The following is a 23,693-nucleotide window of genomic DNA, read 5'->3' on the forward strand; positions in this document are numbered from 1 at the left end:
CTCCTCACCCCTCGCAGGCTCGGGGCGAGCCTCGGGACGGGGCCAGGGGGGCAGGGGCTCCTTCCGGGGGTCCTTCAAGCCTTCTCCAGGTAGTCGGCGCGGTCGTCCAGCGCCAGGGCGGCGACGGCGGCGGCGAGCTCCGGGTGGTCGGCCAGCCCGCGGCCGTCCTCGACCAGCCGGGTGGCCTCCACCCGGGCCTCGGCGATCAGCTGCTCGTCGTCGAGCAGCGACAGCAGCCGCACCCCCGACCGCCGCCCGGACTGCGCGGCACCGAGCACGTCGCCCTCGCGGCGGGTCTCCAGGTCCAGCCGGGCCAGCTCGAAGCCGTCGGTGGTGGCCGCGACGGCGGCCAGCCGCTGGCCGGTGGCCGAGGTGGCCGGCGCCTCGCTGACCAGCAGGCACAGGCCCGGGTGCTTGCCGCGGGCCACCCGGCCGCGCAGCTGGTGCAGCTGGCTGACGCCGAAGCGGTCGGCGTCCATCACCACCATCACCGTGGCGTTGGGCACGTCGACACCGACCTCGACGACGGTGGTGGCCACCAGCACGTCGACCTCGGCGGCCGCGAAGGCCCGCATCCGGGCCTCCTTGTCCTCCGGGGTCATCCGCCCGTGCAGCACCTCGACCCGCAGCGCCGACAGCGGGCCGGCGCGCAGCTCCTCGGCGACGTCGAGCACCGCCAGCGGGGGCCGCCGGTCGCCGCCGCCCTTGTCCTCCTCGGGCGGGGCGCCGTCGGCGTCGTCCGGGCCGTCGTCGTCGCGCGCGGCGCCCTTCTCGTCCGGGAGGTCGCCGATGCGCGGGCAGACGACGTAGGCCTGCCGCCCGGCGGCGACCTCCTCCCGCACCCGGGCCCAGGCGCGGTCGAGCCAGGACGGCTTCTCCCGGACCGGCACCACCGAGCTGGACACCCCGCCGCGGCCGGCGGGCAGCTGGCGCAGCGTGGAGGTCTCCAGGTCGCCGTAGACCGTCATCGCGACGGTGCGCGGGATCGGGGTGGCGGTCATCACCAGCACGTGCGGCGGGCGGTTGCCCTTGGCCCGGAGCGCGTCGCGCTGCTCGACCCCGAACCGGTGCTGCTCGTCGACGACGACCAGCCCGAGGTCGGCGAACTCGACCCCCTCCTGCAGCAGGGCGTGGGTGCCGACGACGATCCCGGCGCTGCCGTCGGCGACCGCGGCGCGGGCCTCCCGGCGGACGGCGGCCTTCTGCGAGCCGGTGAGCAGCACCACCCGGGTGCCGGCCGGGTCGCCGTCGAGCTCCCCGGCCCGGCCGAGCGGCCCGAGGACCGCGGCGAGGCTGCGGGCGTGCTGGGCGGCGAGCACCTCGGTGGGCGCCAGCAGCGCGGCCTGCCCCCCGGCGTCGACGACCTGGGCCATCGCGCGCAGCGCGACGACGGTCTTGCCCGAGCCGACCTCGCCCTGCAGCAGCCGGTTCATCGGCTGCTCGCGGGCCAGCTCCGCGGCGAGCTCCTCCCCCACCTCGCGCTGCCCGTCGGTGAGCGCGAACGGCAGGGCGGCGTCGACGGCGTCCAGCAGCCCGCCGGTGGTCCGCGGGCGGGCGATGCCGGGCTCCAGCGCGGCGGCGCGGCGCCGGCCGGCGAGCGTGGCCTGCAGGACCAGCGCCTCGTCCCACTTGAGCCGCTCGTCGGCCGCGTCGACCTCCTCCTGGGACTCCGGCCGGTGCTTGCAGCGCAGCGCGGTGGCCAGCGGGACCAGCCCGTGCCGTTCGCGCACCGGCGCGGGCAGCGGGTCGTCGAGCGCCGCCTCCAGCGAGCGCACGTCGTCCAGCAGCATCTTCACCGACTTCTGGATCACCCAGCTGGAGACGTCCTTGCTCGCCGGGTAGATCGGCACCAGCGCGCGGGCCCAGTCGTCGTCGTCCCCGGTGATGACGTGGCAGTCCGGGTGGGTGAACTGCAGGTCGCCCTGCCACTTCCCGACGGAGCCGGCGAACAGCCCCCACGCGCCGACCTCGAGGTGGGCGTGCCGGTGGTTGAAGAAGACCAGCCGCATGCTGCCCGCGCCGTCGCCCACGGTGACCTCGGTGATGAAGCCGCGGCGCTGGCGCATCGGCCGCGTGCTGACCTTCTTCACCTGGGCCAGCACGGTGACCCGGTCACCGACCTGGAGGTCCTCCAGCCGGCTCATCTCACCGCGGCGGGCGTACCGGCGCGGGTAGTGCCGCAGCAGGTCGCGGACGGTGTGCAGCGACAGCTGCTCGGCCATCGCCTTCGCCGTCTTGGGGCCCACCACCTTGCCCAGCGGGGTGTCCATCGCCAGCGGCATCTCACTCCACCCCGACCAGCAGCGGGAGCGCGCCCTCGCCGCCGGGGTAGCGCACCACCTCGACCGTGGGGTGCACCGCGGCCAGGTGCGCGCAGACGGTGTCCCCCAGCGCCTCCTCGCCGACCACCACGGTGGCCAGCTCGCCACCGGCCGACAGCAGCCGGTCCAGCAGGTCGGCGGCGACCGCGGCGGGCTCGGCGCCGATGACGACGACGTCGCCGTCCGCGCTGCCCAGCACATCGCCGGCGCGGCAGCGGCCGGCCGAGGTGAGCGCCTCGTGCTCGGCGACGGTGACCTCGGCCCAGCGGGTCGCGGCCGCGGCCTCGGCCATCGCGATCACGTCGTCACCGAACCGGCGCGCCGGGTCGGCGACGGCCAGCGCGGCGACGCCCTGCACCGCCGAGCGGGTGGGCACGACGGCGACGTCGCGGCCCTCCTCGCGGGCCCGCTCGGCCGCCCGCGCCGCCACCACCGTGACCTCGGGGTGGTTGGGCAGCACCACGACCTGCTCGGCGCCGGTGCCCAGCACCGCGGCCAGGACGGCGTCCTCGGCGACGGCGTCGACCGGGGCGGTGAGCACGGTGACCCCCTCGCCGGCGAAGAGGTCGGCCAGGCCCGGCGAGCAGGCCAGCGCCACGACCGCGCGGACGCCGGGCGCGGCCGCCGGCGGTCGCACCGGCGCCAGCGGGGTGACGGTGATGCGGTGCGGCCGGCCGGCCTCGATGCCCGCCTCGATGGCGGCGCCGACGTCGGCGACGTGCACGTGCACGTTCCACTCCCGCCCGCCGGGGGTGTCGACCCCGACGACGACCAGCGAGTCGCCGAGCCCGGCCAGCCGCTGCCGGAGCAGGGTGACCGCGGCCTCGTCGGAGTCGGCGAGCAGGTACTGCACCTCGCTGCCCGCGCCGGGCGCCGGCGGGCCGACCAGCGGCGCGGTGGCCGACCGGTGCCGGTCGGGCCGGCCGGCCAGTGGCGGGCGCACCGGGGTGTCACCGGTGACCGTGCCGACCAGCGCGTCCAGCACCAGGCACCAGCCGGCCCCGCCGGCGTCGACCACCCCGGCGTCGCGGAGCACGGCGAGCTGGCCGGGGGTGGCCAGCAGCGCGGTGCGCGCGCCCTCGGCGGCGGCCCGGACGACGTCGGGGAGCCCGCCCCGGCCCGCCTCGACCGCGGCCACGGCGGCGTCGGCCCCGGCGCGGGCCACGGTGAGGAAGGTGCCCTCCGCGGGGTCGGCCACGGCCGCGTAGGCGGTGCGGGCCGCGGTGGCCAGCGCGCCGGCGAACACCGGGCCGTCGACCCGCTCGGCACCGGCCAGCCCGTCGGCCAGGCCGCGCAGCAGCTGGGCGAGGATCGCGCCGGAGTTGCCCCGGGCGCCGAGCACCGCACTGCGGGCGAGCACCGTCCAGGCCGATTCGCCGCCGGCGGACTCCGCCGCGGCCGACTGCAGCGCGGTGGCCGCCGCCTCGGCGGTGAGCAGGAGGTTGGTGCCGGTGTCGCCGTCGGGCACCGGGAAGACGTTGAGCTCGTCCAGCTGGCCGCGGGACCGCGACAGCGTGTCGACCACGGCGCGGCTCCACCGGCCGACCGCTGCCTCGTCGAGGGCCTGGAGCACGGACGGGAGGCTACCTGCGCCCACCGACGGGCCCTGCTCCCGGCGCGGATGCACCGGCCGGACCCGGCCGGTCCGACAGCCGCCGCGGGGACCGGCTACAGTGGTCTCCAGTCTGCGTGTGGGCACTCGTGTGCCCGTGTCCGAACGACCACGCTGCAACAACGACTTCATTGAACGACTTCTGGGAGTGATCCACCGTGGCTGCCGTGTGCGATGTGTGTGGCAAGGGGCCCGGTTTCGGTATGTCGGTGTCTCACTCGCACCGCCGCACGCCGCGCCGTTGGAACCCGAACATCCAGTCCGTGCGGGCTGCGCTCACCGGCGGTGGCCGGCAGCGCATGAACGTCTGCACCTCCTGCATCCGCGCGGGCAAGGTCGTCCGGGGCTGACGCCCCGGCACTGATCGTCCCCGGCTCCAGCCGGGACACCAGACCCCGGAGGTCCTCGTGACCTCCGGGGTCTTTCGTGTGCCCGCAGTCCTCCGTGTGCCCGCGGTCCTCGCCTGCGGGTCAGCCGCCGATGCCGCGCGCCCGCGCGGCGGTGACCACCAGGTCGACGACGGCGTCGTGCGGGAGCTCGGTGCTGTCCACCACCAGGTGGTAGTGCCGGGCCTCGGCCGGGTCGCAGCGGTAGAAGTGCCGGACGTAGGCGCTCCGGGCGGCGTCGGCGGCGTCCCGCTCCCGGCGCACCTCCTCCTCGGGCAGGCCCAGGTGCGCCACCGCCGCGGCCAGCCGGCGGTCCGGGTGCCCGTCCAGCCGCACGTGCAGCACGTCGGGGCGGTCGCGCAGCACCATCGCCGCCGCGCGGCCCAGCACCACGCCCCCGGCCCCGTCGGCGATCTCGCCGAGCACCCGCTCGGTCTGCGCCCGGTAGGCCCGCTCGTCGGGCAGCGTGGAGGTGGGCAGCACCCCGCCGACCGGGTCGGGCATGGTGCCCAGCGAGGTGACCAGCCGCCACAGGCCCCGGGTGACCGTCTCGTCGTTGGCCTCCGCCTCGGCGACCGGCACGCCCAGCCGGCCGGCGACCTGGGCCGGGATCATCCGGTCGTGGAAGGCCATCCCGAGCCGCGCGGCGACGGCCGGGGCGATCTCCGCCCCGCCCGCGCCGAACGACGCCGACACCGTCACGACGCCCATGCGTCCTCCCCACCGTCCCCCGCCGGCCGGGCCCCGTCCGCCAGCGACTTGCCGAGGAACACCGCCTCCGGCGAGTCCGCGTACCTGCCGTAGCCGGCGGCCGGGGTGTAGCCGTGCCGCGCGTACAGCGCGAGCGCCTCGGGCTGCCGGTCGCCGGAGTTCAGCACCAGGTGCCGGTGCCCGGCGTCGGCCGCGCTGCGCTCCAGCGCGGCGAGCACCAGGGCCGCGAGCCCCCGCCGCCGGAACGCCGGCGCCACGTACATCCGCTTGAGCTCGACGGTGCCCGACGCCGGGTCGTGCACCCGCCAGCCGCCGCACGCCGCGGGCACCCCGTCGACCTCGGCGACCAGGAACAGCCCCCGCGGCGGGGTGAACTCCGCCGGGTCGACCACGGCCTCGTCGCGGCCGCCGTAGCGCACCACGTACTCCTGCTGCACCTGCTCGATCAGCTGCTGGGCCACCGGGTCGGCGTACCCGACCGGCCGCAGCCGTGCCTGCCCCCGCACCGGCTGCTCAGCCGAAGTGGACATGCCCGGTCCCCTCCCCCAGGTCGGCGGCCACCTGCGCGGCCGGCAGGCCGTCCACCTCGACGCCGGAGGCGTCGTCGTGCACCCGGCCGACGACGACCCAGCCCGCCGGCAGCACCGCGCTGGGCGGGAAGGTGGCCACCAACGCATGGTCCTCACCGCCGGTGAGCACCCAGCCCAGCGGGTCGCCGCCCAGCGCCGCCGCCACCTGCGGCAGCGGCCCGGTGACGAAGGCGGTCAGCGCCTCACGGTCCAGGTCGATGCCCACACCGCTGTCGGCGGCCAGGTGGCCGGCGTCGGCGAGCAGCCCGTCGCTGGTGTCGCACATCGACGTGGCACCGGCGTCGGCGGCGGCCGGGCCCGCGGCGTAGGGCGGGGTGGGGCGGCGGTGCGCGGCGATGGCCGCGGCCGGGGCGCGGAAGCCGCGGCGCAACACCGCCAGCCCGCACGCCGACCAGCCCAGCCGGCCGGCGACGGCGACCACGTCACCGGGGCGGGCGCCGTCGCGGCGGACCGGTGCCCGCCCGCCCAGGTCACCCAGCGCGGTGACCGAGAGGACGACGGAGACGGAGTCCGGGGCGCAGGCGGTGGTGTCCCCGCCGACGACGGCGGCGCCGAAGGGCGCGCACTCCGCCGCCATCCCGTCGGCCACGCCCTCCAGCCAGACCGCCGGGGTGTCCGCCGGGCAGGCCAGCCCGACGAGCAGTGCCGTGGGCACCGCGCCCATCGCCGCGACGTCGGCCAGGTTGACCGCCGCGGCCTTGTGCCCGACGTCCTCGGCCGAGGACCAGTCGCGGCGGAAGTGCCGGCCCTCCACCAGCACGTCGGTGCAGGCCACGACCCGCCCGTCGGGGACGCGCAGCACCGCGGCGTCGTCGCCGGGGCCGACCTCGGCCACCCGCGCCGAGCCGGACCGGGCGAGCACCCGGGCGATCACGCCGAACTCCCCGACCACCCCGACGTTGTCGGCCGGATCGGGGCGGGGCAGCAGCGGACGGGGCCGAGTCACCGGGCACCTCCCGCCGCTGGGGTACGTTGCCGATCGGCCTGCTGATCGGCAGGCCGGAATCGCCCCCAGCCGTTGCCGACGTGGTGACGCCCGAGGAAGGTCAACCCGTGGTCCACGCCTACATCCTGATCCAGACCGAAGTCGGCAAGGCAGCCGCGGTCGCCGCGAGCATCAGCGAGATCGCCGGCGTGACCAAGGCGGAGGACGTCACGGGCCCCTACGACGTGATCGTGCGGGCCGAGGCGAACTCCGTCGACGAGCTCGGCCGGCTGGTCGTGGCCCGGGTCCAGTCGGTCGACGGCATCACCCGCACGCTGACCTGCCCCGTCGTCAACATCTGAGCCGCTTGAGCACCGCCCCGCACTCCCCCGACGCCCCCGCGCCGTCCCCGGCGCCGGGGCCCGACCCGCTGCGCCGGGCCGCGCTCATCGCGCTGGCCGTCGCCGTGCCGCTGCTGGTCGTGCTGCTCGTGCTGGTCAACGTGCTCGGCGACGACGACCCGGACGACGGCGCGGTGGCCGAGGTCACCGGCACGACGTCGGCGCCGCGCGGTGACCTGCCGCCGGTGGAGGTGGTCACCCCGGAGGTGACGCCGGAGGCCGAGCTCGCCTGCCCGGTGCTGATGGACCAGCTGCCGCTGGAGCTGGCCGGGGAGACCGCGCGGATGGTCGACTCCGACTCGCTGTTCGCCGCCGCCTGGGGCGACCCCGCGCAGGTGCTGGTCTGCGGCGTCGACCCGGTCGCCCCCGGGCAGGAGGACACGACGGCGTTCCAGCTCAGCGGCGTCCAGTGGCTGGTCGACACCGCCGACCCCGAGGCCAACGTGTGGACGACGGTCGATCGCCTGGTGCCGGTGCAGGTGCGGGTGCCGGCGAGCGCCGACAGCTCGCTGCCGCAGGCGCTGAGCCCGATCATCGCCACCACGCTGCCCTACACCGACCCGGTCCCCGCCGACTGACCGACGGGGTCAGTTCTCCGGGAGCTGGGCGAGCTGGTCGGCGACGACGGCGGACAGCTCGGCGCGCGCCTCCTCCGGCGTGGTCTGCACCGAGGCCACCGCCACGGTGAAGGCCCCGCGGGTGCACCAGGCGAACGCCGGCGGACCCTCCATCCCGTGCTCGGGCAGCGCCTCGGGCACCGCCATCAGCACGCAGTCCTCCGGCAGGCCCGCCGGCGAGCGGTCCAGGGTGCCGCCGTAGTACTCGGCGTCGTTGCGGGCCAGGTCCTCGGCGTAGGCCGCGGCGCCGTCCGGACCGTCGAACTGGTCGAGGAAGACGCTGGTGATCCGCGGCCCGTCGCGCCAGAACCGCTCCCAGCCGCGCAGGTACCCGTACTCGCTGAGCACCTGCTGCTGCCGCTCGGCGTCCTCGCCGTAGCCGGCGACGTCGTCGACGGTCTTCTCCCCCGCCGGCGGGTCGAGGTCGTCGTCGGGCACCCGGGGCAGCCCGGAGGGCACCTCGTCGACCAGCAGCCGCTCCAGGCCGCGCGCGTCGGTGGGCAGCGCCTCGGCCGTGCTCACGGCCGGGCCGGTCGACGCCTCCGGAGGGGCGGCGGTGTCGGCGCAGCCGGCGCACGCCGGGGCGACCGCCAGCAGGACCGCCGCCAGCGCGGAGCGTGGCAGCAGCCGGGAGGTCATCCGGCGTCCAGGGCGCTGCGCACCAGCCGGTCGACCAGCTCCGGGTAGCTGACGCCGCTGGCCGCCCACATCCGGGGGAACATCGAGATCGGCGTGAACCCGGGCATGGTGTTGACCTCGTTGACCACCAGCCGGTCGTCGCCGGTGTCCGGGTCGGTGGCGAGGAAGAAGTCGACCCGGGCCAGCCCGCGGCAATCCATCGCCAGGTAGGCCCGCCGGGACACCTCCTGCACGGCCGCGGTCTGCGCCGGGGTGAGGTCGGCCGGGACGTCGAACTCCACGGCGTCGGCGAGGTACTTGGCGTCGAAGTCGTACCAGTCGGTGCCCGGCCGCAACCGGATCTCCGCCGGCAGGCTGGTGTCGGGCACCGGGGAGCCCGGCCGGGCGAGCACGCCGCACTCGACCTCCCGGCCGGGGACGGCGGCCTCCACGACCACCTTCGGGTCGACCGCGGCCGCCGTCGCCACCGCCTCGGGGAACTGCGCCCAGTCGGTGACCTTGGTGATGCCGATGCTGGAGCCGGCCCGCGAGGGTTTGACGAAGACCGGCAGCCCCAGCCGCTCCCGCGCCGCGGCGTCGAGCAGCTCCGGGTCGGCGCGCAGCGCACCGGCGGCGTCGCGCAGCACCACGTGGTCGCCCTGCGGGATGCCGGCGGCCGCGAGGAGCTTCTTGGTGAACTCCTTGTCCATCGACGCCGCGCTGGCGAACACGCCGGAGCCCACGTAGGGCAGCCCGGACATCTCCAGCAGGCCCTGGATGGTGCCGTCCTCGCCGTAGGCGCCGTGCAGCACCGGGAAGACGACGTCGACCTCGGTCAGCCGGCCGATGGCCTGACCGGCGTCCAGCACCGCCAGGCCCCGCCCGGCCGGGTCGCCCACGAGCGACACCGGGGTGCCCTCGGCGACCTCGGGGAGCCGGCCGTCCTCGATGGCCAGCGCCTTGCCGTCGTGCAGCACCCAGCCGCCGTCCCGGGTGATGCCCACCGGCACCACGTCGTACCGCTCCGGGTCGAGCGCGGCCAGCACGCTGCCGGCCGAGACGCAGGAGATCGCGTGCTCCGCGCTCCGCCCGCCGAACACGACCGCGACCCTCGTCTTGCCCGGCTTCCCCGTCATCGCCGCCGACCCTAGCCGAGCGCTCAGCCGGCCACGGCGGGCAGCGCGGCGAGGCCGGCCTCGAGGTCGGCGACCAGGTCGGCGGTGTCCTCGATGCCGCAGGAGAACCGCACGAAGCCCGCCGGCACGGCGTCCCCGCCCCACTGGGCCCGCCGGTCGACGGTGGTGTGGATGCCGCCGAAGCTGGTGGCGGCCGCGATCAGCCGGCTGCTGCGGACGAGGTGCGCCACCGCGGCCTCGTCGGCGAGCTCGGCGGAGACCACGCCGTTGGGGCGGAGCATCTGCCGGGTCGCCAGCGCGTACGACGGGTCCTGCGGTCGCCAGGGCCACCGGACGCCACGGACCGCCGGGTGCCCGGCCAGCAGCTCCGACAGCGCGGCGGCGTTGGCCGCCTGCCGGGCCAGCCGCAGGTCCAGGGTGCCCATCGACCGGTGCGCCAGCCAGGCCTCGAACGCCCCGGGGGTGTTGCCGGTGGTCTTGCGCCAGGCGGCGATCCGGGTGTGCAGCTCCCGGCCCCGCTCGGTGCGGGCCGTGCTCACGTGGCCGAGCAGCACGTCGCTGTGCCCGGTCAGCGCCTTGGTGTCCGAGCCCACGGTGACGTCGGCGCCCAGCGCCAGGGGGCGCTGCCCGATCGGCGAGGCCGTGGTGTTGTCGACCACCAGCACCGCGCCCGACGCCTGGGTGGCCCGGGCGACGGCGGCGATGTCGCAGACGTCCAGCTGCGGGTTGCTGGGGGTCTCCAGCAGCACCAGCCGGGCGCCGTCGAGGTCCCCGCGGGCGGCGACGTCGGCGATCTCCAGGGTGGGCACGAGCTCCACCCGCACGCCGAACCGGGCCAGCTCGTCCCGGGCGAGCACCCGGGTGGCGTAGTAGCCGTCCGAGGGCAGCACGACCCGGTCACCGGGGCCGACCAGCGCCAGGACGGCGGAGCTGATCGCCGCCATCCCCGTGGCGAAGGACAGGCAGTCGCCGCCGTCCAGCTCGCCGACCGCGCGCTCGAACACCCGCAGCGTCGGGTTGTCCGGGCGGGCGTAGCCGTCGGCGCCCTGCCAGCCGGGGGCCTCGTCACCGAGGTGGTACGGCGCGGCGAACACCGGGGACGGGCGGAGCGGGGTGCCCGGCACCGCCGGGTCGTCGCCGGCGTGCACCAGCCGGGTGCCGTCACCGAGCCCGGCGGGCAGGTCAGGGGTGGTCACGGGGAGTCCTCCACGGGTGTGCGGCAGCGACCCGGAGGTCTACTCGGGCAGCGTCATTCGGGCAGCGTCATTCGGGTTTGGCCTCGCGGGACATCATCTCCCGCACCATCCGGCCCGCCGCCTCGCCCTCGTGGCACACCCGGACGACGGCCTCGGTGATCGGCACGTCGACCCCGTGCGCCCGCGCCAGGTCCAGCACCGACCGGCAGCTCTTGACCCCCTCGGCGGTCTGCCGGGTGATCTGCTCGACCTCGCTGACCGACATGCCCTGGCCCAGGTGCTCGCCGAAGGTGCGGTTGCGCGACAGCGGGGAGGAGCAGGTGGCGACCAGGTCACCGAGCCCGGCCAGCCCGGCGAAGGTGGCGGCGTCGGCGCCGAGCGCCAGCCCGAGACGGGTGGTCTCGGCCAGGCCCCGGGTGATCAGCGAGGCCCGGGTGTTGTCCCCGTAGCCCAGCCCCTCGGCGATGCCGCAGGCCAGCGCGATGACGTTCTTCACCGCGCCCCCGAGCTCGCAGCCGACCAGGTCGGGGTTGGTGTAGGGCCGGAAGTAGCGGGTGTGGCAGGCCACCTGCAGCGCCTCGGCCCGCCCGGTGTCGGTGCAGCCGATGACGGTGGCGGCCGGCTGCTCCTCGGCGATCTCCCGGGCCAGGTTGGGCCCGGACAGCGCGGCGACCCGGTCGGCGCCGGCGCCGGTCACCTCGCAGATCACCTCGCTCATCCGCTTGGTGGTGCCGAGCTCCACGCCCTTCATCAGCGACAGCAGCGTGGCGTCCGGCGGGAGCAGGGGCACCCAGCCGGTCAGGTTCCGCCGCAGCGTCTGGCTGGGCACGGCCAGCACGACGACGTCGGCGTCGGCCAGCGCCTCGGCGGCGTCACTGGTGGCCCGCACGGCGTCGGGCAGACGCACCCCCGGCAGGTACTCGGCGTTCTCCCGGGTGCCGTCGATCGCCGCGGCCAGCTCGGGACGGCGGGCGTGCAGCGTCACCGCGCTGCCGGCGTCGGCCAGCACCTTGGCGAAGGTGGTGCCCCACGAGCCGGCGCCGAGCACCGCGGCCCGGGTCACGCCGCGTTCCCGGGCAGCGCACGGCGGGCCGGGCGGGGGTGGAAGGCGGTCGGCGGGGTCTGCCCGCGCACCTCGCCGAGCTGGTCGCGGACCCGGGTCATCACCAGGTCGGTCACCTCGCGCAGCAGCTCGGGGCTCAGCGCCCGCCCGGCCTGCACGTCGGCCCGCTGCGCGGAGAGGTCGACCGGCGCCCCCACCTGGTAGTCGACCGGGGTGCGCAGCCGCAGGTGCAGCTTCCGGGCGTGGTAGTCGTGCACCCGCTGCGGCCCCCACTGGGCCACCGGCAGGACGACCGCGTCGGTGGTCAGCGCCAGCCGGGCGACCCCCGTCCGCGCCTGCATCGGCCACCAGTCGGGGTCGCGGGTGACCGAGCCCTCCGGGTAGATCACCACCACGGCACCGGCGTCCAGGGCCTCCTTCGCCGCCTGCACCGAAGAGCCGGCGGCGCTGGACCCGCGGGAGACCGGGATCTGCCCGGCGGCGCGCAGGATGGCGCCGGCCAGCCCGCGGAACAGCGCGTCCTTGGCCAGGAAGTGCGGCGTCCGCCCGGCGTCCCAGACCAGCCGGGCACAGCCCAGCGGGTCGAGCACCGAGACGTGGTTGGCCACCACCAGCACCCCGCCGGTCAGCGGGATCCGGTCGCCGTGCCGGTACCGCAGCCGGAACGCCAGCGAGGCCGCCGGGTACACGACGAGCACGCACAGCCACAGCGCGAACGGCACCGGCCGGCGGGTCACCCGCCGGGGTGGGCGGGCACGGGCCGGCCCGCGGTCCGGGGACCCCTCGTCCTGCGACACGTGCACCCTCCTGTCCCGGGGCCGGCGCGTGCCGCGCTGGTGACCCAGCTCATGATCGTGCCTCCCGGCCCCCGGCGGTGCGCACGCGGCCCTGGGCCAGCGCGCCGTCGCGGTGGGTGAACCGGCCCCCGACCAGGGTGGCGAGCACCTCGGTCCGGCGCAGCCCGGACGCGCCGTCGCGGGCCAGCACCGCGGCCGGGGGCTCGGCGACCACCACCAGGTCGGCGACGTCGCCCACCCGCACCGCGGTCCGGCCGCCGCTGGCGGCGCGCAGCGCGACCGCCAGGTCGAGGTGCTGCTCGGGGTGCCAGGCGGCCCGCTCGTCCAGCGAGCGGTGCACGGCGGCGGCGATCCCGTCCCAGGGGTCCAGCGGGGCGACCGGTGCGTCGGAGCCCAGCACCAGCTCCGCGCCGGCGGTGACCAGCGCGGCGTAGGGGAAGGCCGAGCCGGTGGTGCCGGCCCAGTGCAGGTCGGCGGCGTCCCGGTCGTCCACCGCGTGCCGCGGCTGCACGCTGGCCACCACCTCGAGCTCGGCGAAGCGTGGCAGGTCGGCCTCGACCACCTGCTGGGCGTGCTCGATCCGGCCGCGGACGCCCGCGGCGGCGAACCCGTCCAGCGCCACGGCGGTGGCGCGGTCGCCGATGGCGTGCACCGCCAGGTCCAGCCCTGCCGAGCTCGCCCGGCGCAGCAGCCGCTCCAGGTCGGCCAGCGGCGTGCGCAGCACGCCGTGCGCCTCGGGCCCGGTCATCCCCGGGTAGGCGTGCGAGCAGTACGCGGTCCGGGTGCCCAGCGACCCGTCGACGAAGACCTTGAGCGGGCCCAGCCGCAGCCGGTCGGCGGCGACCGGGTCGGCCACCCCCGGCAGCGGGTCACCGCTGCGCAGCCCCGCGGCCAGCACCCCGGCCAGCCGGCCGACGTAGACGCCGGCGGCCACCCGGACCGCGGGACCACCCGGGCGCAGGGCCGCCCGCCGCGCCCAGGCGGTGACCAGGTCGTCGAACTCCAGGTCGACCACCGCGGTCACCCCGCGGGCGGCCGCGGCGTCGGTGGCCGCCAGCACCCACTCGTCCCGCTCGGCGGGGGCGGCGGACTCCGCGGCGGCGACGACCTCCATCGCCTCGTGCTCCCGGACCACCCCGTCGGCGGTACGTACCCCCAGCCGCTGCGCGGCCACGGTGCTGCACCACGCCGTGTGCATGTCCCCGCTGGCCACCACCACCGGCAGCCCGGGCAGGACGGCGTCCAGCGTCGCGGCGTCCGGCGGCGTGCTCCACAGCGCGTCGCGGAAGCCCTGGGCGACCACGACCGCGCCCTCGGCCGGCGGGGCGGCGGCCAGCACCGCGGCGATCTGGGCGGCCACCTGCTCCGGGGAGCCGGCGGTGGAGACGTCGATCCGCCGGCGGGCCGCGGCCCACTGCCCGAGGTGCACGTGCGCGTCCTGCAGCCCGGGCAGCAGCACGGCGCCGTCGAGGTCGACGACCTCCGGCGGGGCGCCGTCGCCGGGCCACCCGTCCAGTCCCGGGGTGGCGGCGTGCAGCTCGTCGGCGATCGCCACCACCCGGCCGTCGTGGACGAGCACGTCCCGGACGGCCGGGGAACGGCGACCGCCCAGCCGGGCGCGGCGCAGCAGCAGCCCGCTCACGCCGGCTCCCCGGCCACCTGCGCGGCGCGCCGGGCGCGGAACTCCGCCACCGGCCAGGAGGTGATGCCGCCGATCCGGACCGCGGCGGCGGCGCCGTCGTCCGCCCACTCGTACTCGACGGGCTCCCCCGCCGACCCGAAGCCGGCCACCGGCTCCTGGCGCAGGGTGGCGCCGTCGACGGCGGTGAGCTCCAGGTGCTCCTCGGCGGGGGTGGGCGAGCCGGGGTGCAGCAGCACCAGGCGGCCGCCGAGCAGGGCCACGTCGGTGACCCCCCACAGGTTGGCGAAGCGGCCGGCGAACCGGCTGAGGTCGGTGGGGGCGCCGGCGGAGCCCGCACCGGCGGCGTCCACCGGCGCGGCCAGGGCCAGGTCGATCAGCCCGAACAGGCCCCGGGCGAGCACGTCGGCCGGGCCCTCGAGGCAGTTGGTGAGCACGCTGACCACCACCTGGGCCTCCGGGTCGACCCAGGTGCGGGTGATGTGTCCCGGGTAGCCGCCGCTGTGGCCGACCAGCCGGCGCTCGCCCACGGTGGCCAGGTCCATCCCCAGCCCGTACCAGCGGGCCTCCTGCCCGTGGGCGCGGATCTCCGACTCCGGCCGGCGCATCAGCCGCTTGGCCGCCTCGGGCAGCAGCCGCTCGTCGCCGGTCGCGTGGGTGGCGAAGAACGCCGACAGGTCGCGGGCGGTGGACCAGAACCCGGTGGCGGCGGCCATCGCCCGGGTGTCCACGTGCGGGATGCGCAGCCGGGTCAGCTCCCCCTCCAGCAGTGCGGTGTGCCCGGCCGCGTACTCCGCCGCGCGGACCGGGTCCCACTCCGGACCGGTGTCGGCCAGCCCGAGCGGATCGACCACCGCGCGCTGCACGTGCTCGGCGTAGCCGGTGCCGGTGACCGCCTCGATGACCTGGCCGAGCAGGGAGTAGCCGACGTTGGAGTACTTGAAGTGCTCGTTGCGCCCGAAGACGACGGCGTCGGCGCCCTCGACCAGCTCGCGCAGCCGCGGCGCGTCGGGGAAGGCGTGCAGCAGCTGCCAGAAGTCGTTGTCCCGGCCGTCGCGCAGCAGGCCGGACTGGTGCCCCAGCAGCTCCCGGACGGTGACCGCGCCGACGGCCGCGGGCAGGTCGGGCACCCACCGGCCGACCGGGTCGTCCAGCCGCAGCCGCCCGGCCTCGACCAGCTGCAGCACCGCGGTGGCGGTGAAGGTCTTGGAGTGGGAGGCGATCCGGAACAGGTGCCGGGGCGTGAGCGGCGCCCCGGTGGTCTCGTCGGCGACCCCGAGCGCGACGTCGAGCACCAGCCGGCCACCCACCCGGACGGCGGCCTGCACGCCCGGCACCCGCCCGCGCCGGCGCTGGTGTTCCAGCCACGACTCCAGGTAGGGCGCCGCCGCCGTGGCGACGTCGGCGGTCCGGTCGGGGGTGGTGCTCATCCTCGGGCGCTCCTCGGGACGGGGACGGTCCGCAGCAGCCCACCACACGAGCCCTCAGCGGTCTTCTCGAACCGCGATCCGGACGCCGAGCCACCCGGTCAGCGTCCGCGCGGCGCCGAGCGCCGACCACACGTCCCGCGCCGGCGGCGACGGGTCCACGGGTGTGCACGGTAGGTGGTGTGCTCACATGGCCGGGTGCAGCAGTGGTCCGTGGTCGTGCCGGCCAAGCGGCTGGCGTCGGCCAAGACCCGGCTGACCCCGCTGACCACCGGCCTGGGCGCGGATGCGACCGCCCGGCACGCGGAGCTGGTGCTGGCCCTGCTCGCGGACACCGTCGCCGCCGCGCTGGCCGCGCCCGACGTGACCGGGGTGCTGGTGGTCACCGACGAGCCGCGGGCCGCCGCCGTCGTCACCGCGCTGGGGGCGGCCACCGTCGGCGACGAGCCCGACCGCGGGCTCAACGCCGCCCTGGTGCACGGGGCGGCGCACGCCCGGCGGACCGGCACGGCCGCCGTCGCGGCGCTCTCCTCCGACCTGCCGGCGCTGCGCCCGGCGGAGCTGACCGCCGCCCTGCAGGAGGCGGCGGCGCACCCCCGGGCGTTCGTCGCCGACGCCGCGGGCACCGGGACCACGTTGCTGTGCGCGGCCCCCGGCGCCGCACTGGACCCGCGCTTCGGTCGGGGCTCGGCCACCGCGCACGCGGACAGCGGTGCCGTCCCGCTGGGCGGGAGCTGGCCGGGGCTGCGCCGCGACGTCGACACGCCTGCCGACCTGCGGGCCGCCGGACGGCTCGGGCTGGGGCCGCACAGCACCGAACTCCTCTCGGCCACCTCCTGGTCACCTCCGTGAGGCAGGATCGACCCGTGCCTGCCGCCGCCCCGACGCTGCCCGCCGACCGGTTCCTCAACCGCGAGCTCTCCTGGCTGGACTTCAACGCCCGGGTGCTCGAACTGGCCGAGGACGACAGCCTGCCGCTGCTGGAGCGGGTGAAGTTCCTCTCCATCTTCGCCAGCAACCTCGACGAGTTCTTCATGGTCCGGATCGCCGGCCTCAAGCGCCGGCAGAGCACCGGGCTCACCGTCCGCTCCCCCGACGGGCTGACCATCCGCGAGCAGCTGGCCCGGGTCACCGAGCGCACCCAGGACCTGATGCACCGGCACGGCGGCGTCTTCACCAAGGACGTCACCCCGCTGCTGGAGGAGCACGGCATCCGGATCCTGCACTGGGCCGACCTCGCCGACACCGACGCGATGCGGCTGCGCGAGTACTTCCGCGACCAGGTGTTCCCGGTGCTCACCCCGCTGGCGGTCGACCCCGCGCACCCCTTCCCCTACATCAGTGGGCTGTCGCTGAACCTGGCGGTCTCCGTCCGCGACCCCGACACCGGCGCGCCCCGCTTCGCCCGGGTGAAGGTGCCCAACAACGTGCCCCGGTTCATCCCGGTGGGGCCCAGCGGGGGGCACCGCGACGACGCCACGTCGGTGTTCCTCCCGCTGGAGGACCTCATCGCCGCCCACCTGGGCCAGCTGTTCCCCGGGCTGGACGTGCTGGACCACCACCTGTTCCGGGTCACCCGCAACGCCGACCTGGAGGTCGAGGAGGACCGGGACGAGGACCTGCTGCAGGCGCTGGAGCGAGAGCTCGCCCGGCGCCGGTTCGGGCCGGCGGTACGCCTGGAGGTCACCGCGACGATGGACCCGCAGATCCTCGACGTGCTGGTCACCGAGTTGGAGATCAGCCCGGCCGACGTCGTGTCGGTGCCCGGGCTGCTCGACCTGGCCTCGCTGATGGAGCTCTACGACCTCGACCGGCCCGAGCTCAAGGACGAGCCGTTCGTACCGGCCACCCACCCGCGGCTGAGCGAGGGCGAGACGCCCAAGAGCGTGTTCGCCACGCTGCGCGAGGGCGACGTGCTGGTGCACCACCCCTACGACTCCTTCGCCACCAGCGTGCAGCGGTTCATCGAGCAGGCCGCCGCCGACCCGCACGTGCTCGCGATCAAGCAGACCCTCTACCGCACGTCCGGCGACTCCCCGATCGTCTCGGCGCTGATCGAGGCGGCCCAGGCCGGCAAGCAGGTGGTCGTGCTGGTCGAGATCAAGGCGCGGTTCGACGAGGAGGCCAACATCAGCTGGGCCCGCTCGCTGGAGCGGGCCGGCTGCCACGTCGTCTACGGGCTGGTGGGCCTGAAGACCCACTGCAAGACGGCGCTGGTGGTCCGGATGGAGAACGGGGTGATCCGCCGGTACTGCCACATCGGCACCGGCAACTACAACCCCAAGACCGCCCGGATCTACGAGGACCTGGGCATCCTCACCGCCGACCCGCGGGTGGGCGCCGACCTCACCGACCTGTTCAACACCCTCACCGGCTACTCCCGGCAGACCACCTACCGGTCGCTGCTGGTGGCGCCCCGGGGCATCCGGACCGGGCTGGTGGAGCGGATCCGCCGCGAGGCCCGGCACGCCGCCGAGGGGCGCCCCTCGGGCATCCGGGTCAAGGTGAACTCGCTGGTCGACGAGCAGATCATCGACGCGCTCTACGAGGCGTCGCTGGCCGGGGTGCCGATCGACCTGCTGATCCGCGGCATCTGCGCGCTGCGGCCGGGCGTGCCGGGGCTGAGCGAGAACATCCGGGTGCGCTCGATCGTGGGCCGCTTCCTGGAGCACTCGCGGGCCATCAGCTTCGTCAACGACGAGTCGCCGGAGTGGTGGATCGGCAGCGCCGACCTGATGCACCGCAACCTCGACCGCCGGGTGGAGGTGCTGCTGCGGGTCAACGACCCCGCCGCGCAGCGCCAGCTGCAGCAGGTGTTCGACCGGGCGCTGGCCCCCGACGTGCGCTGCTGGGAGCTGTCCGCCGACGGCACCTGGACCCCCACCGGGGAGCGCGACCACCAGCTGGAACTGCTCACCGGGCGGGGTGAGCACGCTGCCTGAGGCCGCCCCGCTGATCCCGGCCGCCGGCGGCGCCCTGTGGCGCCACGGCCCCGACGGGGCCCTGCAGACCGCCCTGGTGCACCGGCCGAAGTACGACGACTGGTCGCTGCCCAAGGGCAAGCTGGACCCCGGGGAGCACCCGCTGCTGGCCGCGGTGCGGGAGGTCGACGAGGAGACGGGCCTGCGCACCGTCGTCGGCCGGCGCAGCGTGCAGACCCGCTACGAGCACCGCAGCGGCCCCAAGCGGGTCGACTACTGGGTGATGCGGGCCACCGGCGGGGACTTCGTGCCCAACGACGAGGTCGACGAGCTGCGCTGGCTGTCGCTGCCCGACGCCGGCCGGCTGGTCACCCACGACCACGACCGCGCGGTGCTCGAGGACCTGGCGCGCACCGACGTCCCGCGGATGCCGCAGCTGCTGCTCATCCGGCACGCGTCGGCCGGCGAGCGCGGCGACTGGGACGGCCCGGACGACGAGCGGCCGCTGGACCGCCGGGGTCGGGGGCAGGCGGACGCCCTGGCCGCGGTGCTGCCGGCGTTCGGTCCGGCCCGCGTGCTCACCGCGCCGCCGCTGCGCTGCCGGGAGACCGTGACGCCGCTGGCCGAGGAGCTGGGGCTGCCGGTGGGCGAGGTGCCCGAGCTCGGCGAGGAGGGGTTCGACGCCGACCCGCAGGCGGGGCTGGCCGTCGTCGAACGGCTGCTGACCACCGACGCGCCCGCCGACGGGGTGACCGTCGTCTGCAGCCAGGGCGGGGCCATCCCCTCGGTGCTGCTGTCGTTGGGGGTGCGCTGGCACGGCACGGCGGGCGCGCTGTGGCCCCCGGCGGCCAAGGGCAGCGTGTGGGCGCTCGCCGGCCGGCCGGGCCGGCTGGCCGCCGACTACTACCGGGACTTCAGCGCCGACCCGGCGGCCCCCACGGGCCGGGCGACCGGCGCCGCCGGCCGGGTCGCCGCCGCCAGCAGCTGACGAAGGACCCCGCTGCCCCCCTGGAAGGACCCCCTTCCCCCCGCCCCCCGCACGCTCGGGGCGGTGCCCTGACGGGGGCCTGTGACGCTCGCGGCGGGCCCCTGCAGCGGGGCCGTCAGCGTGCGGGAGCGGGGGGAGAGCGGGTCCTTCCTCAGGCGGGCAGGGCGGGGAGCGACTTGGGCTTCCACGCCGGGCGCTGGGCCTCGAACGCGGTGATGTCGTCCAGGTGGCGCTCGGTGAGCCCGACGTCGTCGAGCCCCTCCAGCAGGCGCCAGCGGGTGTAGTCGTCGATCTCGAACGGCACGGTGACGTCGGCGTAGGTGACCTGCTTGGCGCGCAGGTCCACGGTCACCGCCGTCGCCGGGTCGGCCTCGATCGCGGCCCACAGCCCCTCGACGTCCGGCTGCGCCATCAGCACGGTGAGCAGCCCGGACTTGGTCGAGTTGTTCTTGAAGATGTCGGCGAACCGGGAGCTGATGACCACCCGGAACCCGCCGTCGAGCAGCGCCCAGACCGCGTGCTCGCGGGAGGAGCCGGTGCCGAAGTCGGGGCCGGCGACCAGCACCGAGGCGTCGGCGTACTGCGGCTGGTTGAGCACGAAGTCCGGCTCGTTGGTGCGCCAGGCGACGAACAACCCGTCCTCGAATCCGGTGCGGGTGATCCGCTTGAGGTACTCGGCCGGGATGATCTGGTCGGTGTCGACGTTGCTGCGCCGCAGCGGGGCGGCGGTGCCGGTGTGCGTGGTGAAGGCGTCCATGTCGGTCAGACTCCAGCGGGGATCGGGGCGTCGGACAGGTCGGCCGGGGCGGTGAGCCGGCCGGTCAGCGCGGTGGCCGCGGCGACCGCCGGGGAGACCAGGTGGGTGCGCCCGCCCTTGCCCTGCCGGCCCTGGAAGTTGCGGTTGCTGGTCGACGCCGCGCGCTCGCCGGGCTTGAGCTGGTCGGGGTTCATGCCCAGGCACATCGAGCAGCCCGCGCCGCGCCACTCGGCGCCGGCGTCGAGGAAGACCTGGTCCAGCCCCTCGGCCTCGGCCTGCAGCTTCACCTGCACCGAGCCGGGGACGACGAGCATCCGGGTGTTCCCCTCGACCCGCTTGCCCTTCAGCAGCGCCGCGGCGACCCGGAGGTCCTCGATCCGGCCGTTGGTGCACGAGCCCAGGAAGACGGTGTCCACCTCGATGTCGCGCAGCGGGGTGCCGGCGGTCAGGCCCATGTAGGCCAGCGCGGACTCGGCGGCCCGGCGCTCGCTCTCGTCGGCGATCTGCGCCGGATCGGGCACGCTGGCGTCGATCGGCAGCCCCTGGCCCGGGTTGGTGCCCCAGGTGACGTAGGGGGTCAGCGACGCGGCGTCGATGTGCACCTCGTGGTCGAAGACGGCGTCGTCGTCGGTGCGCAGCGTCCGCCACTCCTCGACCGCGGCGTCCCAGTCGGCGCTCTGCGGCGCGTGCGGGCGCCCCTGCAGGAAGTTGAACGTCGTCTGGTCCGGGGCGATGAGCCCGGCGCGGGCGCCGGCCTCGATCGACATGTTGCAGATCGTCATCCGGGCCTCCATGGACAGCGCCTCGATCGCGCTGCCCCGGTACTCGATGACGTGGCCCTGTCCGCCGCCGGTGCCGATCTGGGCGATGACGGCGAGGATGACGTCCTTGGCCGAGACGCCGGGCGGCAGCTCGCCGTCGACGGTGACCGCCATCTGCTTGGCCGGCAGCTGCGGCAGTGTCTGGGTGGCGAGCACGTGCTCGACCTCGCTGGTGCCGATGCCGAAGGCCAGCGCCCCGAACGCCCCGTGCGTGGAGGTGTGGCTGTCGCCGCAGACGATGGTCATCCCCGGCTGGGTGAGCCCCAGCTGCGGACCGATCACGTGCACGATGCCCTGGTCACGGTCGCCCATCGGGGCCAACCGGATGCCGAACTCGGCGGCGTTGCGCCGCAGCGCGTCCACCTGCGCACGGGAGATCGGGTCGGCGATCGGCGACAGGATGTCCAGGGTCGGGACGTTGTGGTCCTCGGTGGCCATGGTCAGGTCCGGCCGCCGCACGGTGCGCCCGGCGGCCCGCAGCCCGTCGAAGGCCTGCGGACTGGTCACCTCGTGCACGAGGTGCAGGTCGATGTAGAGGAGGTCGGGCTCCCCCGCCGTCCGCCGCACGACGTGCTGCTCGTACACCTTCTGCGCCAGGGTCCTGCCCACGGTGCGTCCTCCTCGATCGGGCGACGGTGCTTGACCGTCTCACCCACTGGGATGCGAGTATTGCTGCGTGGGACAGCCTAACCCCGTTGCCGTGCTGGACAAAGCAGTGGCGATCCTCCGTGCGGTGACCGACGACCCGGCGACGCTCGCCGAGCTCGTCACCCGCACCGGTCTGCCCCGGGCGACCGCCCACCGGCTGGCCACCGCCCTCGAGGGGCACCGCCTGCTGCGGCGCACCGCCGGCGGCGCGTGGGCGCCCGGCCCGGCGCTCGCCGAGCTGGGTCGCGGAGGGGCGGACCTGGCCGACCTGGCCGGCCGCCACCTGCCCGGACTGCGCGACGCGACCGGGGAGAGCGCGCAGTTCTACGTGCGCGACGGGAGCAGCCGGGTCTGCATCGCCGCGGCCGAACGGCTGAGCGGGCTGCGCGACACCGTCCCGGTGGGCGCCCGGCTCCCGCTGACCGCCGGCTCGGCCGCGCACGCCCTGCTGGCGTTCGCCCCCGCCGACGAGGTCACCGCGCTGCTGCCCTCGGCGAGCTTCACCGCCCGCACCCTGCTCGACGTCCGCCGCCGCGGCTGGGCGCACAGCATCGCCGAACGGGAGCCCGGCGTGGCGTCACTGTCCGCACCGGTGCGCGACGGCACCGGCGGCGTGCTGGGTGCCGTGTCGATCTCCGGCCCGATCGAGCGACTGGGCCGCCGGCCCAGCCCGGAGGTGGTGGCCGCGGTGCTGGACGCGGCGCTGACCATCTCCCGCGCCGCCCGCTGAGACGCTGGATCGTTACTACGTAGTTCCGTACCATCGGTCAGGTGGACGACGACCGGCTGACCCGGATCGAGCAGCGACTGGCGGCGCTGGAGGCGGAACGGGGCACCGCCCCGGCCGACGCCCCGGCCGGACTGCCGACGCCGGAGCGCTTCTGGCTGCTGCGGGCGCTGGCCACCGAGGCGGCCGAGCTGCCCGGTGGCGCGGTGGCCTACGGCGGGCAGGTGCGCCTGCCCGGCGGCGAGGAGTACGCCTGGCAGCGGACCCACGGCGCCGACGAGCTGCGCACCGCGGACCCGGCGGACGACGACGCGCTGGCCGCCACCCTGTCGGCGCTGGCCCACCCGGTGCGGCTGCGGTTGCTGCGCGAGGTGCTCAACGGGCACACCTCGACGGCCGCACTGGCGGCCCTCCCCGGCCTGGGCACGACCGGCCAGCTGCACCACCACCTGCGCCAGCTCACCGCCGCCGGTTGGCTGCGCACGACGGGCCGGGGCGCGTACGGCGTGCCGCCCGAGCGGGTCGTGCCGCTGCACGTGGTGCTCGCGGCGGTGTCGTCGTGAGCGGCGCGACCCTGCGCCGGCTGGTGGCGCGGATCCGGCCGCCGCTGCCCGCGGTCGGCGTGCTGCTGATCCTGGCCGACACGGCCGACCTGCTGACCTGGGGGGCGCTGGCCGGGGTCGTCGTCCTGGTCGGCTTCGGCCTGCTCGACCGGGTGCGGCCGCCCGCGGCCCCGGTGCGACTGGTCGACTCACCGGTGCGCGGCCCCTGGCGGGCGCTGAACTCCCCCGCGTCGAACGTCCCCTCGCACGGGGTGAACAGCCTGGGGCAGACCTACGCCATCGACCTGGTGCTCGACCCGCCCGACGGCAGCCGCCCGGAGTTCGGCTCCGGAGGCCAGTGGCGCCGGCCCGAGGAGTACCCGGCGTTCGGCCGGCCGCTGCTCAGCCCGGTCGACGGCGTGGTGGTGCGCGTGCACCAGCGGCGGCGCGACCACCGGGCCCGCAGCGGCTGGGTGTCGATCCTGTACCTGCTGGTGGTCGAGGGGTTCGTCCGGCAGTTCGGCGGCGCCCGCTGGCTCGCCGGCAACCACGTCGTCGTCCGGGCCGACGACGGGGTGTTCGCCGCGCTCGGTCACCTCCGGCAGGGCTCGGTCCGGGTGCGGCGGGGCGAGCGGGTGGTCGCCGGTCAGCAGCTGGCCGAGTGCGGGAACTCCGGGAACAGCAGCGAGCCGCACCTGCACGTCCAGCTGTGCGACTCCCCGGGGCTGGGCGGGGCCGCCGGGCTCCCGATGGTCTTCCGGGCCGGCAGCCCCGACGGCACCGACGGGCTGCCCGCCGACGGCGAGCTGCTCGGGGCGGCCCGGGACTGACCCGTGAACCCACGACGGCC

23 protein-coding genes are annotated in these 23,693 nt (G+C 76.3%); 9 read left to right on the plus strand and 14 right to left on the minus strand.

The annotated features are described in order from the left end of the window. Positions 1-74 precede the first annotated feature (74 nt). The gene (recG, locus tag ACI79U_RS08025; RefSeq protein WP_457066476.1) at positions 75-2,282 is read right to left on the minus strand and encodes an ATP-dependent DNA helicase RecG; all 2,208 of its coding nucleotides are present in this window, start codon (positions 2,280-2,282) and stop codon (positions 75-77) included. Between the two features lies 1 nt (position 2,283). Further along, positions 2,284-3,894, minus strand: coding sequence for a DAK2 domain-containing protein (locus ACI79U_RS08030; RefSeq protein WP_457066478.1), 1,611 nt, complete (start codon positions 3,892-3,894; stop codon positions 2,284-2,286). A gap of 206 nt (positions 3,895-4,100) precedes the next feature. Here ACI79U_RS08030 and rpmB point away from each other — a divergent pair, with 206 nt between their 5' ends. Then, positions 4,101-4,283, plus strand: coding sequence for a 50S ribosomal protein L28 (gene rpmB / locus ACI79U_RS08035; RefSeq protein ID WP_438941656.1), 183 nt, complete (start codon positions 4,101-4,103; stop codon positions 4,281-4,283). A 120-nt stretch (positions 4,284-4,403) separates the two neighbouring features. Here the strand turns inward: rpmB and ACI79U_RS08040 are convergent, their stop codons facing one another. Genes ACI79U_RS08040 through ACI79U_RS08050 form a run of 3 tightly spaced genes read right to left on the minus strand, consistent with a single transcriptional unit; the run spans position 4,404 to position 6,566 of the window. After that, positions 4,404-5,030, minus strand: coding sequence for a cytidylate kinase-like family protein (locus ACI79U_RS08040; RefSeq protein WP_457066480.1), 627 nt, complete (start codon positions 5,028-5,030; stop codon positions 4,404-4,406). After that, positions 5,018-5,560: a GNAT family N-acetyltransferase gene (locus ACI79U_RS08045; RefSeq protein ID WP_457066482.1), complete on the minus strand. Its 543-nt coding sequence runs from the start codon at positions 5,558-5,560 to the stop codon at positions 5,018-5,020. The genes ACI79U_RS08040 and ACI79U_RS08045 overlap by 13 nt, the downstream gene beginning before the upstream one ends. Next, on the minus strand, positions 5,544-6,566 hold the full coding sequence (locus ACI79U_RS08050; RefSeq protein ID WP_457066484.1) for a thiamine-phosphate kinase: 1,023 nt from the start codon (positions 6,564-6,566) through the stop codon (positions 5,544-5,546). Before ACI79U_RS08050 ends, ACI79U_RS08045 begins: the two co-directional genes overlap by 17 nt. Positions 6,567-6,673: 107 nt before the next feature. On the opposite strand from ACI79U_RS08050, the gene ACI79U_RS08055 reads away from it, so the two are divergent. Together ACI79U_RS08055 and ACI79U_RS08060 are read left to right on the plus strand one after the other, a co-directional pair. Further along, positions 6,674-6,907 (plus strand): Lrp/AsnC ligand binding domain-containing protein, encoded by a 234-nt coding sequence (locus tag ACI79U_RS08055; protein ID WP_411583667.1) that lies wholly within the window; start codon positions 6,674-6,676, stop codon positions 6,905-6,907. Positions 6,908-6,912: 5 nt separating this feature from the next. Beyond that, positions 6,913-7,524, plus strand: coding sequence for a DUF3515 family protein (locus ACI79U_RS08060; RefSeq protein WP_457066486.1), 612 nt, complete (start codon positions 6,913-6,915; stop codon positions 7,522-7,524). Between the two features lie 9 nt (positions 7,525-7,533). On the opposite strand, the gene ACI79U_RS08065 is transcribed toward ACI79U_RS08060, so the two are convergent. The 7 genes from ACI79U_RS08065 to ACI79U_RS08095 all read right to left on the minus strand — a co-directional run bounded on the left by ACI79U_RS08065 (position 7,534) and on the right by ACI79U_RS08095 (position 15,442). Then, positions 7,534-8,202 (minus strand): hypothetical protein, encoded by a 669-nt coding sequence (locus tag ACI79U_RS08065; protein ID WP_457066488.1) that lies wholly within the window; start codon positions 8,200-8,202, stop codon positions 7,534-7,536. Next, positions 8,199-9,317, minus strand: coding sequence for a D-alanine--D-alanine ligase family protein (locus ACI79U_RS08070; RefSeq protein ID WP_457066490.1), 1,119 nt, complete (start codon positions 9,315-9,317; stop codon positions 8,199-8,201). The genes ACI79U_RS08065 and ACI79U_RS08070 overlap by 4 nt, the downstream gene beginning before the upstream one ends. A gap of 23 nt (positions 9,318-9,340) precedes the next feature. Beyond that, on the minus strand, positions 9,341-10,513 hold the full coding sequence (locus ACI79U_RS08075) for a cystathionine gamma-lyase (RefSeq protein WP_457066492.1): 1,173 nt from the start codon (positions 10,511-10,513) through the stop codon (positions 9,341-9,343). Positions 10,514-10,580: 67 nt separating this feature from the next. Further along, on the minus strand, positions 10,581-11,576 hold the full coding sequence (locus tag ACI79U_RS08080) for an NAD(P)H-dependent glycerol-3-phosphate dehydrogenase (protein WP_457066494.1): 996 nt from the start codon (positions 11,574-11,576) through the stop codon (positions 10,581-10,583). Further along, the gene (locus tag ACI79U_RS08085) at positions 11,573-12,373 is read right to left on the minus strand and encodes a lysophospholipid acyltransferase family protein (RefSeq protein WP_457066496.1); all 801 of its coding nucleotides are present in this window, start codon (positions 12,371-12,373) and stop codon (positions 11,573-11,575) included. The genes ACI79U_RS08080 and ACI79U_RS08085 overlap by 4 nt, the downstream gene beginning before the upstream one ends. 49 nt (positions 12,374-12,422) lie before the next feature. Further along, positions 12,423-14,015 carry an amidohydrolase gene (locus ACI79U_RS08090; protein WP_457066498.1) on the minus strand — a complete coding sequence of 531 codons (1,593 nt, stop codon included), beginning with the start codon at positions 14,013-14,015 and terminating at the stop codon, positions 12,423-12,425. Continuing rightward, a complete protein-coding gene (locus ACI79U_RS08095; RefSeq protein ID WP_457066500.1) occupies positions 14,012-15,442 on the minus strand; it encodes a serine hydrolase domain-containing protein in 1,431 nt (476 codons plus the stop codon). Before ACI79U_RS08095 ends, ACI79U_RS08090 begins: the two co-directional genes overlap by 4 nt. A gap of 195 nt (positions 15,443-15,637) precedes the next feature. Between ACI79U_RS08095 and cofC the strand changes: the two genes are divergently transcribed. The 3 genes from cofC to ACI79U_RS08110 are packed head-to-tail and all read left to right on the plus strand — an operon-like array spanning position 15,638 to position 19,348. Further along, a complete protein-coding gene (gene cofC, locus ACI79U_RS08100; protein ID WP_457066502.1) occupies positions 15,638-16,291 on the plus strand; it encodes a 2-phospho-L-lactate guanylyltransferase in 654 nt (217 codons plus the stop codon). A 14-nt stretch (positions 16,292-16,305) separates the two neighbouring features. After that, positions 16,306-18,381 carry an RNA degradosome polyphosphate kinase gene (locus tag ACI79U_RS08105; protein WP_457066504.1) on the plus strand — a complete coding sequence of 692 codons (2,076 nt, stop codon included), beginning with the start codon at positions 16,306-16,308 and terminating at the stop codon, positions 18,379-18,381. Next, the gene (locus ACI79U_RS08110; RefSeq protein ID WP_457066506.1) at positions 18,365-19,348 is read left to right on the plus strand and encodes an NUDIX hydrolase; all 984 of its coding nucleotides are present in this window, start codon (positions 18,365-18,367) and stop codon (positions 19,346-19,348) included. Before ACI79U_RS08105 ends, ACI79U_RS08110 begins: the two co-directional genes overlap by 17 nt. 151 nt (positions 19,349-19,499) lie before the next feature. Here ACI79U_RS08110 and leuD read toward each other — a convergent pair whose 3' ends face one another. Together leuD and leuC are read right to left on the minus strand one after the other, a co-directional pair. Continuing rightward, complete coding sequence (gene leuD / locus ACI79U_RS08115; protein WP_457066508.1) at positions 19,500-20,105, minus strand: 3-isopropylmalate dehydratase small subunit; 606 nt, start codon at positions 20,103-20,105, stop codon at positions 19,500-19,502. 5 nt (positions 20,106-20,110) lie between these two features. Continuing rightward, positions 20,111-21,535 (minus strand): 3-isopropylmalate dehydratase large subunit, encoded by a 1,425-nt coding sequence (gene leuC / locus ACI79U_RS08120; protein WP_457066510.1) that lies wholly within the window; start codon positions 21,533-21,535, stop codon positions 20,111-20,113. Positions 21,536-21,626: 91 nt separating this feature from the next. Here leuC and ACI79U_RS08125 point away from each other — a divergent pair, with 91 nt between their 5' ends. Genes ACI79U_RS08125 through ACI79U_RS08135 form a run of 3 tightly spaced genes read left to right on the plus strand, consistent with a single transcriptional unit; the run spans position 21,627 to position 23,673 of the window. Next, positions 21,627-22,304 (plus strand): IclR family transcriptional regulator, encoded by a 678-nt coding sequence (locus ACI79U_RS08125; protein WP_457066512.1) that lies wholly within the window; start codon positions 21,627-21,629, stop codon positions 22,302-22,304. A 41-nt stretch (positions 22,305-22,345) separates the two neighbouring features. Further along, on the plus strand, positions 22,346-22,864 hold the full coding sequence (locus tag ACI79U_RS08130; RefSeq protein WP_457066514.1) for a hypothetical protein: 519 nt from the start codon (positions 22,346-22,348) through the stop codon (positions 22,862-22,864). After that, a complete protein-coding gene (locus tag ACI79U_RS08135; protein WP_457066516.1) occupies positions 22,861-23,673 on the plus strand; it encodes a M23 family metallopeptidase in 813 nt (270 codons plus the stop codon). The genes ACI79U_RS08130 and ACI79U_RS08135 overlap by 4 nt, the downstream gene beginning before the upstream one ends. Positions 23,674-23,693: the final 20 nt, after the last annotated feature.

This window comes from Modestobacter sp. SYSU DS0904, assembly GCF_054051115.1.